Raw genomic sequence first — 16,714 nt, 5'->3', positions numbered from 1 at the left:
CCATCGGTGCCATCTCCATGTGTCCACCTCTTCCTTGGTGGACACATCCTTCACACCGCGTCACTCAACCGAACAGGTGCGCGGAATTTCGCGCTTACGGTGTAGTGCCAACAAAAAGGCCCTCGCTCGCGAAGAAGCCAAGTATGAGGCAAGCAAGGATGCTTATCTTGCAAAGGCGGCCGCGAACGATCGCTCGTATCTGCAAAGTGAACTCAAGGTTTTTGAACCAGCATCGCCCGTCGGGTGAAAAACCTGACCAGTCCGCTGTATTGCATTGAAAGTCAGCGAACGAGGATCGGATTTAGAACTGAAAGCACGCGATCTGGCTTTGCCGGGAAATTGCAACTCAACTAATTTTGACGCCGTCATGACAACATGGCGGCGTCAAAGCAAAGGCCGGCCGGATAGACGAGCAGCCTAACCAGTCAAAGGCAGAAGGTCACCGCCTTGCCGTCAAGGGTTCCAATCGCACCCCTGCGTGCTACATTAGCGTGATGAAGAGCTCTAAGCCATTGCGAGAAAATCAAGCTTGGACTGAACTAATGGCCGGTTGGCTCCTGCTCCTGTCCATTCTAATGCACGCACTCGCTCCGCCAGCTCAGCAAACCCAACGCTACAGTGGTGCCGCATTCAGCCCGTGGACGGTTGAGGTCTCACTCACTTCAGTGCAATTTGCTACTTCGGATAAGGAAACGCTGCTTCGGGTTCGGGATGATCCTAACTCTGATCGGTCCATCGCAACCAATCCCAAGGCCCCCGTTGAATTTGCACTACGTGCGGCGCAAGCCGCGCAATCACGCTCCACTTATTGGTTGGTAACGCCCGCCGGCTCCTTCCACCCGGCGAGCTCTCCCTTTGCGGCGCGGAGCCCGCCGTACGCCTGATCCCCTCGCAACCGTTTTTTTGAGGTGTCGACCGCCGAGTTACACGCGGTCCCCTCAGTCGTGAGGATTAAGCAAAATGGACATATCAAGACCCGCCGAGCACAGGCTCGACGGCCAAAACCAGCGTGTGCGCATTGCTTCATTGCTGCAAAGATATCCAGATGTCGATGCCAATGACATCGCCGAAATTACCCGCTTTTTAAAAGAAGGCCTGATTGTGGAGGTGGGCTTTCTCATTACAGATGAAAAGCTGTCGTACAAAGTTGAGCACTTCCGCGCCGATCATGCGGACAAGCTGGGATTGAGTTCGAGGGACTACGTCATTGTCACGATCATCGTCGCGGCGCTCGTTTTGGCTTGCATATTTCTATGGGATGCAAGCGTTACCTAAAAACTTGAGCGCGGGTCATCGATCCGCGGTCAATAGGAGACTCACGTGCCAGGAATATCGAACGAACTTGCCCCTTTGTGGTCCTGGGCTTGGCCAATGGTCGGTATCATCGCGCTTGTGGCGACTCTTGCTGGTATGCTGAGCGGCGAGGCGGCTGCTGCTGTGGTCGTGATCGTGATCGTGATCGGTGTAGTGTTCGCCGCCGTCTATCACGCCGAGGTTGTCGCGCACCGGGTCGGTGAGCCGTTCGGTACGCTGGTGCTCGCGGTCGCTGTCACGGTTATAGAAGTGGCGCTGATCGTCTCGATCATGCTGGAAGGCGGCGCTGACAAGGCAGGGCTTGCCCGTGATACGGTTTTCGCAGCTGTCGTAATTACATGCTGTGGTATCGTCGGTATTTGCCTGCTTGCAGGGGGCGTTCGTCACTATGTGCAAGGGTTCCAGTTCCAAGGCGCGCTGACGGCATTGGCGGTCTTAGTTCCGTTGACTGTACTAACCCTCATCGTCCCCAACGTCACGGTGAGCTCGCCTGGATCAACGCTTAACGCCCCGCAACTCGTGTTCTCGGCAATCTTGTCACTTGTGCTCTACGGAGCGTTTGTCTTCGTGCAGACGATCCGTCATCGGGACTACTTCCTACCACCCGAGATTGGCAACGAGGAAGCCCATGTTCCCCCGCCATCAAATCGTGCGACTTTGGTGAGCCTGGGGCTACTTATCGTTTCCCTGGCGGCGGTGATCGGCCTCGCCAAAGCGCTTTCGCCGACCTTGGAGGGGCTAGTGCTGCAGGTAGGCGCCCCCAAGGCATTGGTCGGTATCATTATCGCGGCGCTTGTACTTATGCCCGAAGGCCTCGCTGCTTACCGCGCAGCCCAGCTGGACCGATTGCAGACGAGCATGAACTTGGCGCTTGGCTCGGCGCTAGCAAGCATCGGGTTAACTGTTCCTGCGGTGGCAGCTGTGTCGATCCTGCTTGACCAACCGCTGCAGCTGGGATTGGGGCCAAAGGAGAGCATCTTGCTCGGGCTGACGCTGCTCGTGTCAGTAATTACGCTTGGGACCGGGCGAACGACCGTACTTCAAGGCATAGTGCACCTCAGCATTTTCGTGGCATTTCTGTTCTATGCAGTCGTGCCCTAAAATCCGATCGAGTCTCACAACCGACGGTCTTAGGTACCGAGTTGTTGGAAATTTTCTGTCCATGGTGATTGAAAAGCACAACCACGTATCGCAGTCTCAGGGCTAGCCTGCGTGCCCTGAACAAGGGAGGGATACCTGAGCATTCGCAGGCACTTGCCAATCCAACACCACGGAAGCGGTAATCCGTCGTACCTCGGGCAGTATTTCAATCAATCGATCGCGCAGACCTTCATACTGGCTGAGCTGATTGATGGAAACGCGCAGCCAATATCCGCTGTCGCCCGAGAGCCTCATGCCCTCAATGATTTCTGGAAAGTCGCAGATTAATTTGGCAAGATCGACTTTTCCAGGGGCCCTTCGCTTATCGATTTGCAGATGCAGCATAAGCTGCAACTGGTCCGGCTGATCGGTGAGATCATCGTTCATCGGACTTGCTCGGATTTGTGACCCGTTGAATGGAGAGCCTTCGGTATCGCCCTTGCAAATCTGGCCAGGAGATTGACTGCCCCTCGCTAAGTCCGATCAACCCTGCGCCAATCGGGGACATGACTGAAACACGGTCCAGGGCGATGTCCGCCTGACTCGGGTAGACGATTTCAACGGTTCGAACTGCGCCACTGCCCTCATCGTGAAAGCGGACGATCGAGCCAATGGTGGTGACGTTTGACGGCAGATCACTTTTTGCCACGATCTTTGCGCGATCCACCTCGTCTGCCAGCATACGGCAAAGGTCGGGACAACGGTCACTCAGCGCTATGGCAAGTTCAAGTAAGGTATCGGCTTCTTTGTCAGCCAAAATGATGGCGGGCCGCAGTGACGCGGGTGCATCAGCAATCATGTTAATTCTTTCCGATGAGCGGACGAATCAGGAGTGCTTGTTCAGCACTTGCTATTCCATCTTGCCCCGAGCCCGGCGCGCGCAGCGCCAGTACTCGGGGCTAATTGCCCACGAGAAGCTGACCTCCAAGACCAGCGTAGCGGAAAGTGCGCGTATGCGACTGCATATAAAGAGTTTTGCCTGACGACGGCAAAAAGGTCAAATGCAACTGTCGATGAGTCGACGCGTGCTGCTTTCAAGGCGATTGGCGAACTGCACACCAATGCATCGCACAAACTTGAGGGTGGCTTTTTAGGGATTGCCTGCACCGGGAACGCTGACTCTTAATGTGTCAACGCGGCCCGCCAGCAGCGAGGTGGTCAATTCGGAATTATGATCTGGCGCGCAGCAAATGTGTAATTCGCGCCGATCGCGACCGCCGAGCACGCACGCATAGGGATTGGCGCCGATTGTGACGACCCGGTCAGCAATCTCTCCGCCTTCCCTGACACGGATCACGCATCTGTCGAGCGCGATTGCTGCCCAGACGCAGCCTTCGGCGTCCATGCAAATTCCATCGGGTGAGCGACCGGCCAGATCCGCAAATACCCGGCGGTTGGAAAGACTGCCATCTGGCGCGATATCAAACGCCGTAAGGCGAAATCCAAAAGTCTCTGCAACAATCAGAGTTCGTCCATCGGGACTGATAACCATGCCGTTAGGGCAAAGCAGATCATCAGCCACGATTCGAGCCGCACCGCCAACTTCTATAGCCACCAAGTTAGTGGGCTGGGGCAAATCACCCTTGAAATAGTCGAATCCTACATTTCCAACATAGGCTCGCCCATTATGACTGACGACCATATCATTACTTTGGCCCAGATGAAGATGGCCCAATTCAGCATGGACCGCCAGCCTGACTTCTGATCGCCATCTGTAAACGCAGCGCTCATTCATCGATACGACCAAAAGGTCCCCATCGGGTAGCCAACCCATGCCAGAAGGTCCGCCGGGGACCGCAATGTTCAGCACGCTAGTGCCGTCAGCCCCCAGAGCGTGGACTAAGCCCGTGTGCTGGTCGGCAAGCCACAACTGCCCCCGATGCCATCGGGGACTTTCTGGATATGCAAACCCTGTCGCGATGGTGATGGGCGTCGCGGATCGTACGCTTTCGTCTCGGGTGACATTTCTGCCGGTCATAGTGATGCCTCTCTGTATTCAATCTCGGCCATTTCGAAAAAGTTGCACAGAATACAGGCACATACTGCTACCCATGAAGCCTCCTGGTTTATGGTATGCTTCTTCCAGCGCCAGGAGTTGGCGGTGCCTTGCAAAGGGCGACGTATCATATGAAGGGCGCGATCGGATAGCGCAGCTGCGACTTCCTCTATGTCCCAGGATAGCCTTGCTTAATTCACAAAGGTTTCGGAGTTCTGTCAAACAGTATGCAAATGAGCACGCCCTCAGTGTCGATCCGTCGTTTTGCGCGAAGCGACCTTGCTGCAGCTCTGATCATGCAGTCACAGATCTACCCTGCATTTCTGGTGGAAGACGAAGTGTCATTCGCCAGCCATATTGACCTCCCAAGTTCCTACTGTCTTGTTGCAAGCGTTGGCGGACAGGTGGCAGGCTATTTGCTGGCTCACGGGTGGCCGCGAAATTCACCGCCGCAACTCGGCACACCGCTCATTGAAACCGAGCCAGCTGAAATTCTGTACATTCATGATCTGGCAGTTGCGCCAGCCTGCAGAGGTCACGGAGTCGGACAAAGGCTAGTCGGTTGTGCGTTTGATTTGGCTATAAGCGATGGCCTGACCTCGGCCGAGCTCGTCGCCGTAGAGGGTGCTGCAAGCTTCTGGCAGGCGATGGGCTTTGCCGGGCTCGACACCACACCCGCAATCGAAATCAAACTGGCAAGCTATGGTCGCGGGGCGAACTGGATGGGCCGCGGGATTGGGTGACGCGAACTGTGGTTGCGCTGGCAATCCCAGCGCCGATCAGGACCATGCCGGCAAGGTGGAACCAGCCGAAGGGCTCGGAGAGGATAGCAATGGCAAGGACGGATCCGATGACAGGCATAACGTTGAGATAGAGCGCGGCTGCCGCCGACCCGAGCAACTCAACCCCACGATTGAAGAACAGATAGGCAATCAATGAGGGAAACAAGCAGACATATCCAATTGCCAGCCAGCTTTCGAACCGATTTTCGATCAGCTGACCATTGGCAGTCTCGGCTAGATAAAATGGCAAGATTACTGCAGTTCCTACCATGAAGGTTGCTGCCAGAAAGCTGAGTGGATGCACGATCGGACGTTTGCGCAGCAGTGTTGAATAAAACGACCAGACGAGCACCGCCACGCAGATCACCAGATCGCCTGCATTGAATTTCAACCCGATAAGCGAAGACAGGTCGCCGTGAAGCACGATCACTAAGGCCCCCGCAATCGACAGGCATATTCCGATGACTTGCTGCATCAGAACAACCTCTTTGAAAGCCAGCGCGCCGAGCACGAGGATCAACGCTGGCTGCAGCGACTGGAGTAACAGGCCATTGACCGCCGTGGTCTTCTGAAGACCGGAGTACAGCAGGGTGTTGAATGTGCCGATGCCGAGTGTCCCGAGCGTCAACACCCATCTCAAGTTCACTCGCAGGACGCGCCAATCTCGCTGCAAGTGCGGCCAGGCGAAAGGCAGAAGTAATAACAAGGCAAGCGCCCAGCGCCAAAAGGCCAGCGCCACGGGCGGCACCATGTCGCGTGCGGCGCGCGCGACCACTGAATTCCCTGCCCAAAACAGTGCTGTGAATGTCAGAAGCAAATAAGGGCGCGACCAGAACCAGTCGATCAATCGGGCTCGAGCCATTGGCATGGCAGGTTCAGGGCCGAACGGGCGAGTTTTTCAGCGCTGCGCTCGCGCATTGCTGGTCGCTTTCCGCACCACCAGATCCTGCGACCCCGATCCCGCCAATAACCTCACCGTCGTGGACGATCGGCAAGCCTCCGCCCAGAAGCAGAAGTTCGGGCACGTTAGTGAGGTTGCGCGATGCCGGGTCTCTGGCCGCACGCTCGGCAAGTGCCGATGTGCTGGTCTTGGTTGAAAGTGCCGTGTATGCCTTGCGCTCGGCCGCACGGGTATTGTGCGGCCCGACACGGTCGGCTCGCTGGAGCGCGATCAGATTGCCGCCGCGATCGACAATCGCCACGGCCGCGTCCCTGTTCGTGGCGTTGCATGAAGCAAGAGCGGCTTGGGCCAGAAAATTGGCGAGGTTCAGTGATACTGATTGCGTCTCGGTCGGCCCCGGCGACAGGGCAAGGAGCGCGAACGCTGAAAGAGTGGAAAATGCACTGACCATGATCAATTTCCGCGGTAGGAAGAATAACCGTAGGGGCTGACAACGACGGGCACATGATAGTGACCGTTCCTGTCAGTCACATTGAACGTCACAGTAATCTCTGGAAAGAACGGCTTAGCCTTGGAATCGGGATAGGCTGCCATGTCGAAGTGCAACCGGTAGGTTCCCGGCGCGAAGTCGCCACCCGGCCCAAAGCCGCGCACTCGGCCCTTGGCATCGGTACGCGCTGCTCCCACAACGATCCATTTTCCTGCGGCATCGCGCTGCGAAAGCGTTACCGGTACGTCCGCTCCGCCTACTCCGTTCGCAAGGTCGAGCACGTGCGTGGATATTTCTGCAGCCGTTACGGGGACCGCGACAAGGCCTGACGAAATTAGGAAAAGCGAACTTAGCATCTTCATTGGATTGATCCTGAATGTCGGAATGGGCCGGTGTGGGTAAGATCGGCTTTCTAGCCCGCTCGCATTTCATATCCGAATGAAATGATTGAATGAAATACATTCACGTTTACGATAGTCTCATGTTTGATCCGAGACTTCTCCAAGCATTTGTCGAGATCGTCGATGCCGGCAGTTTCACGGCTGCCGCCCACCGCCTCAATTCGACCCAGTCCACACTGAGCCAGCAGATCAGCCGATTGGAGAATGCAGTCCGTTTCTCCCTGTTTGACCGAAGCGCCCGGCCGGTCACGCTTACGCCTGCCGGCGAACGTCTGATTGGCTATGCAAGACGCATCCTTGCCCTGCAGAACGAGGCCGCAGCGTTGCTCACTGACCCGTCCGGTAGCAGATCTCTGAGGGTCGGATTGCCCGACGATCTTATGACGTCCGCGATCTGCCATGCCTTTGCCCAGTTCACGACAAGCCATCCTGAAATCCGGCTGGACGTGACGACTGGGCTTAGCCGTGATCTCGCCCACCGGTTCCGGGAAGGAGAGCTGGACATAGCGCTGGTCAAGGAACCTCAGGCCCAATCTGACGCACGGGCCAGTTTTCGCGAACCCCTTGCATGGGTCGAAGCTGCCGGCCGGACACAGCCGTGGACAGATCCGATACCGATGGTGACCTTCCCGCCTGGCGGGCTGTATCGTGATCAGATGATTGAAATGATAGAGGTCGCAAAGTCACGCTGGTATCTGGCTTTCACTGGCAACAGTCTGATGAGTGTTCTGCGGGCCGTGGAAGCTGGACTTGGCGTTTCGGTTCTTCCGCTCGCCACGATCGATGCTGCCAAAGTTCAAATCTGTCGGCAGTTCGAGCCGATTCCTCCGATGGCACTGTCAGTCTATGCGTGGGATCAAGACACAGCGACGAACGAACTGGTTTCAGCCCTGATCAAGCCAATCTCAGTTGATCGCGTGGAAAACCGGAATCTGCAGGCCAAGGCTTAACAGGCTGCGGAAATAGGCTGTCTACAGTCCGCCTTCGTGGCTGATTTCCGGGATGTTGAGCGTTTGGGAGATGATTTGGCTTCGTTTCGTGTCATTTTTGGCGGATTGAGGCATTTCTGGACGGATTCCGGGTAAGATAACGCCGCCGCCAAGAGCTTGGGGAGCCGAACCAGGTTGCAGGCGGCCGCGGTAAGCGTGAAGGCCCAAGCTACCCGCGGATTGCCCACGTGACGGGTTTTGCGCATGCCGCCGTAGGTTTTCATCCAGCCAAAGCCTTCTTCGATGCGTTTGCGAATGCACTGGCTGACCGCGTAACCCGGATGCCGGGTTGTTCGTCCGTCGATGGCTGATCGGCGATTGGTGGTGTTCTGTGCCACATGAGGTGTGACACCCAGTGCTCGCAGCTTGGCGATGAAGTCTGCCACGTCGTAAGTCTTGTCTGCTGCCAGTGTGATCCGGTGGCGCCCATCCATGCGCTCCAGCATGACGAGTGCCGCCTCATGCTCGGCAGTGCCGGTGGCATGGGTGAGCATCGTATCGATGATTAATCCATGGCGGTTTTCCATCAGCATATGCCCGATGTGGCACAGCTTGGCCGCTTGACCCCGAGCCTTCTTGAACAGCCTGGCATCAGGGTCGGTGCTTGAAGCATGGGTATCGTTGCTGCGCTTCTCGCCATGGGAATCGCGTTTGGAATTCCGACCCTTGGGCTTTGACGTTTTGCCAGAAGCCAAGACAGATGCCGGCCCCGCGCCATCACCAGAGCCACCATCTGGGCCATCGTCTGGGACGTCAGCCCTCGGCTTGAAGCTCTTCATACTAGCCCAGGCTTCGATCAGTGTGCCGTCTACCGAGAAGTGATCCTGGGACAGCAGCGCCTTGACCCGAGATTGCCCCAGGGCCGCCGCCATGAACTTGGCGGCCATATCGCCCTCAAGCAAACGGTCACGGTTCTTGGTGAACACCGTCACATCCCAGATCGGCGCATCCATCGAAAGGCCTGCAAACCAGCGGAACATCAGGTTGTAGTCCAGCTGCTCCATCAACTGCCGCCCGGAACGCACCGATTAGAACGCCTGAACCAGCAAAGCCTGTAACAGCTTCTCTGGCGGGATCGAAGGGCGGCCGATCTGCGAATACAACTTTGCAAATTCCGGAAACAGTACCTCAAGTGCCTCGTCCACGATCACCCGGATCGGCCGTAGCGGAGCCCGTCTGGCACCCGAGCCTCGCAACTCACGTACGAAAAAAGCCCTTCCAACCGTTCATCTTAACCCCGCATCGCGACCTCAAGCAGCAATCACACTGGCAGAATTGAATCATTGATCGCTCAAAAACGGAAGCCGTTTTCCGCGCCCTCTTAGAACTCGCAACGGGAGACCGACAAGATGATCAAGCGAACAATGAGAGAATTGCAAGCGTGGTTTTGGCTATACCGTCCGCGACGCTGTGGGCCCGCACGGTTCGGAGGCGCTGCTATGAAAATACGGCTAAATTGCCTCCAAGTGTCACGTAAATTACACAATGCTGCCACTACAGCCAAAGGCATAGATCCACGACATGACTCGGCGATGGAGGCGCAAATCATTCCTCATGATGCACGACACGCGCGAAATCATAACTGCCTGGGTGGCTCGCGAAGTCTTGCCGCATGAGCCGACTGTGCGGCGCTGGGCCGTGCGTCGCTGGGGGGTGTCCATCGACGTCGATGATGTGATCCAGGAAGTCTATTGCCGGATAGCGGCGCTCAAGTCCGTCGAGCATATCCACAACGGACGCGCTTACTTTTTTACGTCTGCTCGTGCGGTCGTGATGGACAGTATGCGACGCGCGCGGATCGCCAATACGAAATCAATGACGGAAATCGACTGTTTCGACGTCGAAGATGATGCACCACTAGCGGACAGAAGAGTCGAAGCGATTCAGGAATTGGCAAGAGTGAACACTATGCTGTCGGAACTATCGCCGATTTGTAGGAATATTATCGCGTTACGGCGTATCCATGGCTTGTCGCAAAAGGAAACGGCGCGGCATCTGGGGGTTACCGAAAGTGTTGTAGAAAATCACATTGCGCGAGGCATAAGGCGTCTGATGGACGCGGTAGCCGATCAAAACAGGCGCGGAGAGAATGTAAGGTAACGACAATTGGCAAATAGCGATTCCATTGACACTATTCAGCAGCAGGCAGCTTTGTGGGCCGCGCGTTCGGCCAATGAAGAGATGACTGCGCTGCAACGGGAAGAGCGTGAGGCATGGCTCAGCGCGGACCGGCGTCACCAAGGCGCTTACTTGCACGCTTGCGCCACTCTACAGGCGATGGAATCTGCCGTAATCCTGAGCGGCATGACGCCGGTTGCAGGTAATGATAATGCGCTAGCGCCGACTCAAGAGGTGCGGCGATCATCACATTGGCTTCGGTTTGTGGCCGGTAGCGCGGCAATTGCGGCCTGCGTGGCGGGCCTGCTATATTTTGGTAATCCGATACGGCCCGGCGTCGACATGGATGGAGCCAAGATGGTTGCGCTTGCGGACGGATCGAACGTCTTGCTGGGCGAGGGCGGCAGGATATCGTCCGCAATGGAGAAGGATAGCCGCAGGATCACGTTGGAGAGTGGCTACGCGACTTTTCACGTCGCGAAGGACCATGGGCGTCCCTTCATCGTCCAGTCGGGCGATGTCTATGCGCAGGCGACAGGCACGATCTATACCGTGCACCGGCTCTCCGCGACAGGCGGCGAGGTGCGTGTGAGCGAAGGCAGCGTGCTCGTGTGGGCACGTGGCAGACGCACGCAGGCGGTGGTGCTGCACGCTGGCGAGGCGCTGGCGTTGGACCCGGCTAAGCTACCCACTCTGGCGGGTCAGGCGGGGCAGGCTGAGCCAACCCGTTCGCCGGCGCCCAGCATCCGTCAATTCTCGTTCGACAATGTCCCGATCGCGGTCGCTACCGCACGCTTTAATCGGGTTAACAGGACCCAAATTGTCATTGCCGATCCGGCAATCGGCAGCACCTCTATCATCGGCTTGTTCGATGCGGATGACCCGGAGCGGTTTGCACGGGCGGTATCAGTGGTTGCACAGGCACGTCTGACGCATGGCAAGGATCGCATTGTCATAGAAAAGTAGTCACAGACCCCTACATCGTTTCACACGATGGCTCGAACCTTCTATCGGGTAGGCGGAGCGCTGGCTGCGGTCGCGCTGGTCTTCTGCGCCCCTGCAACCGCTCAAGCACAGACCCACGCCTTCGACGTGCCGGCAATACCTGTGTCAGATGCGGTACGCCTCTTCGCGCGACAGGCGGGCATCCAGATCATCATGACCGGCAGTGCGGCGCAAGGGCGTTCGACCAATGCGATCCGCGGCAATCTCGACATTCGAACCGCGCTGCGCCGCCTTTTATCGGGGACGGGATTGTTCGTGCGTGCTTTTGACGGCAGAGTCGCAATCCTCGACGCTGTGACGCCGGCACCGGGCGCGGTAGATAATGAAACGATCGTCGTGACTGGCACGCGCATTGCCCGGCTGGAGCTTCGATCCGCGATGCCGGTCAGCGTCGTCGCTATGGAGGATGCGGGGCGGTTCGGGAGGGTCAGTGCCTATGATGCACTGATGCGCAGCCCACCGGTCGCGCCGGGGATCGGCCTTGCCAACGCCTTTGGCCAGACTTGGGATGCGGGCGTTTCGTCCGTCTCGCTTCGCAACTTGGGCACGAACCGTACACTGACCCTGATCGACGGTATGCGCCGCGTTTCCGGTTCGGCGCGAAGCTCCGCGGTCGACCTCAACATGATTCCCGCGGCCATGATCGACCGGATCGAGATAATTACCGGCGGCGCTACGGCCATCTATGGCGCGGATGCCGTGACCGGCGCGGTCAACATCATCACCAGGCGCGCGATCGAAGGGCTGAACCTGTCGATGACGAATGGTCTCTCGCAGCAAGGAGACGCCCGGCAATATGCGGTGTCGGCATCGACCGGACGGCGTTTCGCCGATGGGCAAGGGTCGTTTGCAATCGGCGGTACTCATACGATGACCGCGCCGCTCGTTTTCACGGACCGCTACGAAGCCTATGTCAACAGCGTTTTCAATCCTCGGAATACGGGTGCTGACGATGACATTCCGGACCGGGTCACTGTTCCCGATTTCAGGCAGATCTATTATGCCTATGATCCCAGCTTCTACGCTAACGGGCAATCCTATCTGATCCAGAACGGCGTGCCCCAAGTTGCGAGATATGACCAAACCCTGTATCCGGGAGAATTCAGCTATGGCAATGGCGGCGATGGGAGGAATCTGCGTGACCGCGATCAGTTGCGCGGCGGGCTTGAATCCCTTGCCCTGATCGGCCGCGTTGATTATGCGCCGTCCTCCTCATTCAACTATAGCGCACATGTCGAATATGGCCGCACCCGCTATGCGGGCACCGCAAGTTTTCCGATCCCACGCGACGATAGTCGACCGATATGGTTCAACGGTGCAGGTGGCGCGGTGGCGCATCTGGACAATCCGTTCCTGCCTTCGGCGGTCAGGCAGTTCATGCTGGACAATGGCCTGACCCGGCTCAATATCTCGCGAAGCTACGGTAACTTCCCGGTCATGCGCGAACAACATGACCGGGAGAATTTCACCGTTGGCCAGTCGCTTGGAGGTCTGCTGACTGGCGCCCTCAAATGGCAAGCCCACCATCAATATGGCCGCGCTACAGACGATGTCAGCACCCGGAATATTCCCTATTCGTCGCATTGGGTGGCGGCCCGCGATGTCATCGCGGATCCGGTGACCGGCCGACCCATATGCCGGAACCCGGTCGCGCGGGCGGATGGTTGCCTACCCCTCGACATATTCAGCCTAATACCACCAAGCGAAGCGTTGAAGGCCTATGTGCTGGCCACGCGTAAAGAACGGCGGGTCAATACTCAGCATATCATCGGCGCCAGCATCGTGGGTAAATTTCTTTCGCCGCTACATGGCGAGGCGTCGCTGGCGATCGGTGCCGAGCATCGCCGGGAAACGCTGCGCACAATGGATGATCCGCTTGCCCGGACTGAATTAACCTATGGTGGGTCCGGTTATACGGTGCATCCCGATCTGGACGTAGCGTTCGTCGTTGACGAACTTTATGGCGAACTAGTCGTGCCTGTATTCGCCGATCTTCCGTTCGCGGGCAGCCTGACGTTAGAAGGCGCCTATCGGTATTCCAGCTACAGCACGGTGGGTGAAACCCACACCTGGAAACTCGGCGGCACCTGGTCGCCTGTTTCCGGGCTGATGTTTCGCGGCGTCCGGTCGCGCAGTATGCGTGCGCCCAATTTCGGCGAACTGTATGAACCTACGATCACCCGTCAGGCAGGATCGATCACCGACCCGTGCGAGGCGGGGGATTATTATCAAAGCGCCACCCGCTCCGCCAATTGCCGCTCCCTCGGGGTCGTCACCCCGCTGGGTGACGTTAAGGTGGGGCCACTTATTTCGACCAGCGGCAATCCCAACCTGAAGCCCGAAACTTCCCAGAGCCTGACCTTGGGGCTGGTGCTGCGACCAAACGCCCTGCGCGGGTTTGAGGCGACGATCGACTATTGGGACATCAATATCCGCGATGTGATCACCCAATATGGCGAAACGACCGTCCTGAACCTGTGCGTCGATCTGCCGACGATCGATAATATCCACTGCCGGGCCGTCAATCGCGATCCCATGACCGGAGGCGTTACGGCGATCCGGACTACTCAGATTAACGTGTCTCAACTTTCGGCGCGTGGCGTGGATATTGGCGCCCGCTATGCGCTGCCGCTCGGTCGCGGGACGTTTCGTTTCGATTTCAATGGAACCTATCTGATTCGGCAGAGGGTCAAAACCATGCCCGGAATGGTGGCGGGCGACGTACGATATGATGGCGACTGGCAAAACCCCCGTTTCCGCGGAACCTTGATGACATATTATTCCGTCGGAAACCTCCGCGTGTCGCTCGACACACGCATTATCAGTGCTGGACGATTCGACGTAAACGCAGCCTCAGACGAGGTATATGACAGAAATGCATTTCCAGCTTGTATATATAACGACGCTTCCATCAATTACAGAATTGATAAAAATTTCGATATATCTATCGGTGTTAATAACATATCAAATAGATATCCCCCAAATATGTTTCAAATATCAAAAGATGGATCGACATATGATAACATCGGGAGATATATTTTCATGAAAGTAGGAGTAAAAATATAACTTCTATTTTTTGAAATAAAAATGAAACAAAAGATACTCCAATATTTAATATAAAAATATGTGAAGGAAAATTGCAGAGTCTGCGTCTTGAGGCTGTAACTCGATTTAGGGCTTCCTCCGATGCAATCTTCCTTCACTCGCCGCCGGCTGTTGCGGGACGGCGCTCAAGCCACGGCGTTCACGGCCGCGGCGGCCCTTATGCCTCCCAATGTGCAAAGGCTGCTGGCGCAGGGGCCGCGGCGCGCCGGATCGCTGCGCGACATCAAGCATGTCGTAATGCTGATGCAGGAAAATCGATCGTTCGATCACTATTTCGGCACGATGGCCGGAGTGCGGGGGTTCGACGATCCCCATGCCCTCACTTTTTCCAACGGCAGAAATGTGTTCCATCAGCCTGACGCGGAAAATCCCCGGGGCTATACGCTTCCCTTCCACCTCGACACATTTTCCACAAACGCGCAGCGACTACCGTCCACCAGCCACGCATGGGCGGTGCAGCATCAGGCGTGGAATGGCGGGCGGATGGACCAGTGGCTGCCTGCGCATCGCGCGGCGGACGGCGCCCATGGTCCCTATACGATGGGCTATTTCAAGCGGGAGGATGTTCCCTTCCACCGGGCGCTGGCCGAAGCCTTCACCATCTGTGATTCCTACCACAGCTCGGTCATGGGGCCGACTCGCCCGAACCGCTTTCACTGGTTGACCGGCATGGTCGATGGTGATGGCCGCTACGGCCCTCCCCAGAACAGTCAGAAGACGCCGACGGAAGGGCTGACGTGGACGACTTATCCCGAACGGCTGGAGCAAGCGGGTATAAGTTGGAAAGTCTATCAACATTCGGACAGCGGGACCGGTTACAATGTCTTGCGCCTGTTCCGCCAGTTCATGGATGCTCCGCCCGGATCGCCGCTGCGGGTCAAGGGCATGCCGTCCGCCGTCGACGGGCAGTTCGAATATGATGCCCTGCACGATCGTCTGCCGGCGGTGACATGGTTGCACCCGACCAATGAGGGGTCTGAACATCCACATGTTTCCAGTCCTGCGGGCGGGGCAGCGTTCATCGCTAGCAAGCTGGATGCGATCGCCGCCAATCCCGATGTGTGGGCCAAGACGGCCTTCATCCTCAACTATGATGAGAATGACGGCCTGTTCGATCATGTGCCGCCGCCGGTGCCGCCGCGAGGCACGCCGGGTGAGTTTATCGATGGCCTGCCCATCGGCGCAGGCTTCCGGGTGCCGTGCATCATTATCTCCCCATGGACGGCAGGCGGCTGGGTGTGCAGCCAGCCATTCGACCATACGTCTGTGCTTCAGTTTCTGGAGCGTTTTACTGGTGTCAGGGAGCCGAATATTTCGGATTGGCGCCGCCAGACCTTCGGTGACCTGAGTTCCGCTTTCCGCTTCCATCACCCACCCGCCAAACCGCCGGTCCTGCCCAGCACGGGCGGCCTGCTGCATCATGCTCGCTACGCCGCGGCGACCCTTCCGTCGCCACCGATTCCGGCTGCTGACCAGACGCTTCCCGTTCAGGAAAAGGGGACGCGCAAACGTACAGCTCTCACCAATCTGAAAGCCGACCCACTGCCCGCATCCAAGGGCTGATCCACTTATAGTCCATTTCAAGAAGGCGCTCCGGGCGGGAGGGGGGAGAAATCCACCTGCCGGGAGTGTGCCAACAGGAGATCCATATGACGTCCTTGTTCACGCGCAGACTGCTGACTGCGTCCGCCCTTGCGCTCGCCACGGCGGCGCAGGCCCAGACCCCCGCGCAGGCCCAGACCTCCGCGCAGGAACGGCCCGATGCGCCAGCCGCCAATGATGGCGCGATCGTTGTGACCGGATCGCGCATCGCGCGGCCCGAGCTTGAATCGCCAATGCCCGTCAGCGTCGTAAATATGCAGGAAGCCAATCGGCTGGGCCTTGTCACAGCATGGGATGCGCTGATCCGCGAGCCGTCCATTTCACCGGGCGTCGGACGCGGGAACGCCGGTTCGCAGGGGTTCGACGGCGGATCAGCGTCGATCAACCTGCGCAACATGGGCACGAACCGCACGCTCACCCTGGTCGACGGCCAGCGACGCGTGTCCGGTTCAGCGCGATCCTCGGCGGTCGACCTTAACATGATCCCGGCAGGCATGATCGAGCGGATCGAGGTGATCACCGGCGGCGCGGCGGCGATCTACGGAGCAGACGCCGTCACCGGCGCGGTCAATGTCATCACGAAAAAAGATATCAAGGGGCTAAGCCTGCAAGCCACGCAGGGCCTTTCACAACGGGGCGACGCACCGACTACGTCCCTGTCGCTGGTGGGCGGTTCGAAATTCGCGGGCGAGCGGGGGGCCGTCAGCTTCGGCGCAACCTATGTCAACAGCAAGGGGCTGACCGGCTATGACCGCGCTTATGCCGACCGGCATATAGGGCACCTCGAAAAATAGGACTTCCCTGACCGGGTAAAATCGGATTCAGAGTTTGGCGTGATTGGTGCAGGACTTTGAGATTTTACGATGAACCA

16 protein-coding genes and 1 pseudogene are annotated in these 16,714 nt (G+C 57.6%); 10 read left to right on the top strand and 7 right to left on the bottom strand.

Going from position 1 to position 16,714, the window contains the following annotated elements; all coding sequences use genetic code 11:
* From B7X90_RS13510 to B7X90_RS13500, 3 genes are all read left to right on the top strand, one after another.
* Nucleotides 1-247, top strand: a 247-nt coding sequence (locus tag B7X90_RS13510) for a hypothetical protein (protein WP_292625252.1), incomplete at its 5' end; no start/stop codon positions are given.
* 713 nt (nt 248-960) lie between these two features.
* Complete coding sequence (locus B7X90_RS13505; protein WP_292625250.1) at nt 961-1,275, top strand: hypothetical protein; 315 nt, start codon at nt 961-963, stop codon at nt 1,273-1,275.
* Nucleotides 1,276-1,371: 96 nt separating this feature from the next.
* On the top strand, nt 1,372-2,415 hold the full coding sequence (locus tag B7X90_RS13500; protein ID WP_292625248.1) for an ionic transporter y4hA: 1,044 nt from the start codon (nt 1,372-1,374) through the stop codon (nt 2,413-2,415).
* A gap of 102 nt (nt 2,416-2,517) precedes the next feature.
* Here B7X90_RS13500 and B7X90_RS13495 read toward each other — a convergent pair whose 3' ends face one another.
* The 3 genes from B7X90_RS13495 to B7X90_RS13485 form a co-directional block, all read right to left on the bottom strand.
* Nucleotides 2,518-2,841, bottom strand: a complete 324-nt coding sequence (locus tag B7X90_RS13495) for an Lrp/AsnC ligand binding domain-containing protein (protein ID WP_292625246.1) — start codon at nt 2,839-2,841, stop codon at nt 2,518-2,520.
* Nucleotides 2,831-3,253 carry a nucleoside diphosphate kinase regulator gene (gene rnk / locus B7X90_RS13490; RefSeq protein WP_292625244.1) on the bottom strand — a complete coding sequence of 141 codons (423 nt, stop codon included), beginning with the start codon at nt 3,251-3,253 and terminating at the stop codon, nt 2,831-2,833. The genes B7X90_RS13495 and rnk overlap by 11 nt, the downstream gene beginning before the upstream one ends.
* A gap of 291 nt (nt 3,254-3,544) precedes the next feature.
* On the bottom strand, nt 3,545-4,432 hold the full coding sequence (locus B7X90_RS13485; RefSeq protein WP_292625242.1) for an SMP-30/gluconolactonase/LRE family protein: 888 nt from the start codon (nt 4,430-4,432) through the stop codon (nt 3,545-3,547).
* Nucleotides 4,433-4,677: 245 nt separating this feature from the next.
* On the opposite strand from B7X90_RS13485, the gene B7X90_RS13480 reads away from it, so the two are divergent.
* Nucleotides 4,678-5,193: a GNAT family N-acetyltransferase gene (locus B7X90_RS13480; protein ID WP_292625241.1), complete on the top strand. Its 516-nt coding sequence runs from the start codon at nt 4,678-4,680 to the stop codon at nt 5,191-5,193.
* Here the strand turns inward: B7X90_RS13480 and B7X90_RS13475 are convergent.
* The 3 genes from B7X90_RS13475 to uraH are packed head-to-tail and all read right to left on the bottom strand — an operon-like array spanning nt 5,138 to nt 6,985.
* Complete coding sequence (locus B7X90_RS13475; protein ID WP_292625239.1) at nt 5,138-6,079, bottom strand: DMT family transporter; 942 nt, start codon at nt 6,077-6,079, stop codon at nt 5,138-5,140. The two genes, B7X90_RS13480 and B7X90_RS13475, sit on opposite strands and share 56 nt — an antisense overlap.
* A 28-nt stretch (nt 6,080-6,107) precedes the next feature.
* Nucleotides 6,108-6,584, bottom strand: coding sequence for a heme-binding protein (locus B7X90_RS13470; protein WP_292625237.1), 477 nt, complete (start codon nt 6,582-6,584; stop codon nt 6,108-6,110).
* Between the two features lie 2 nt (nt 6,585-6,586).
* The gene (uraH, locus tag B7X90_RS13465; protein WP_292625236.1) at nt 6,587-6,985 is read right to left on the bottom strand and encodes a hydroxyisourate hydrolase; all 399 of its coding nucleotides are present in this window, start codon (nt 6,983-6,985) and stop codon (nt 6,587-6,589) included.
* 89 nt (nt 6,986-7,074) lie between these two features.
* On the opposite strand from uraH, the gene B7X90_RS13460 reads away from it, so the two are divergent.
* Nucleotides 7,075-7,974, top strand: a complete 900-nt coding sequence (locus B7X90_RS13460) for a LysR family transcriptional regulator (RefSeq protein WP_292625234.1) — start codon at nt 7,075-7,077, stop codon at nt 7,972-7,974.
* A gap of 143 nt (nt 7,975-8,117) precedes the next feature.
* Here B7X90_RS13460 and B7X90_RS13455 read toward each other — a convergent pair.
* A pseudogene (locus B7X90_RS13455) lies at nt 8,118-9,235 on the bottom strand (IS5 family transposase); the annotation flags it as partial.
* Nucleotides 9,236-9,567: 332 nt separating this feature from the next.
* On the opposite strand from B7X90_RS13455, the gene B7X90_RS13450 reads away from it, so the two are divergent.
* From B7X90_RS13450 to B7X90_RS13430, 5 genes are all read left to right on the top strand, one after another.
* Nucleotides 9,568-10,113 carry a sigma-70 family RNA polymerase sigma factor gene (locus tag B7X90_RS13450; protein ID WP_292625232.1) on the top strand — a complete coding sequence of 182 codons (546 nt, stop codon included), beginning with the start codon at nt 9,568-9,570 and terminating at the stop codon, nt 10,111-10,113.
* A 282-nt stretch (nt 10,114-10,395) separates the two neighbouring features.
* The gene (locus B7X90_RS13445; RefSeq protein ID WP_292625231.1) at nt 10,396-11,097 is read left to right on the top strand and encodes a FecR domain-containing protein; all 702 of its coding nucleotides are present in this window, start codon (nt 10,396-10,398) and stop codon (nt 11,095-11,097) included.
* A 27-nt stretch (nt 11,098-11,124) separates the two neighbouring features.
* Complete coding sequence (locus B7X90_RS13440; protein WP_292625229.1) at nt 11,125-14,202, top strand: TonB-dependent receptor; 3,078 nt, start codon at nt 11,125-11,127, stop codon at nt 14,200-14,202.
* A 198-nt stretch (nt 14,203-14,400) separates the two neighbouring features.
* A complete protein-coding gene (locus B7X90_RS13435) occupies nt 14,401-15,804 on the top strand; it encodes an alkaline phosphatase family protein (protein ID WP_292625227.1) in 1,404 nt (467 codons plus the stop codon).
* A gap of 86 nt (nt 15,805-15,890) precedes the next feature.
* Nucleotides 15,891-16,637: a TonB-dependent receptor plug domain-containing protein gene (locus B7X90_RS13430; protein ID WP_292625226.1), complete on the top strand. Its 747-nt coding sequence runs from the start codon at nt 15,891-15,893 to the stop codon at nt 16,635-16,637.
* Nucleotides 16,638-16,714 lie beyond the last annotated feature (77 nt).

Source organism: Novosphingobium sp. 17-62-19 (genome assembly GCF_002256775.1).
GTDB lineage: Bacteria > Pseudomonadota > Alphaproteobacteria > Sphingomonadales > Sphingomonadaceae > Novosphingobium.
Note: the sequence above shows the minus strand (reverse complement) of the source record. Positions and strands in the feature narration are given on the sequence as shown.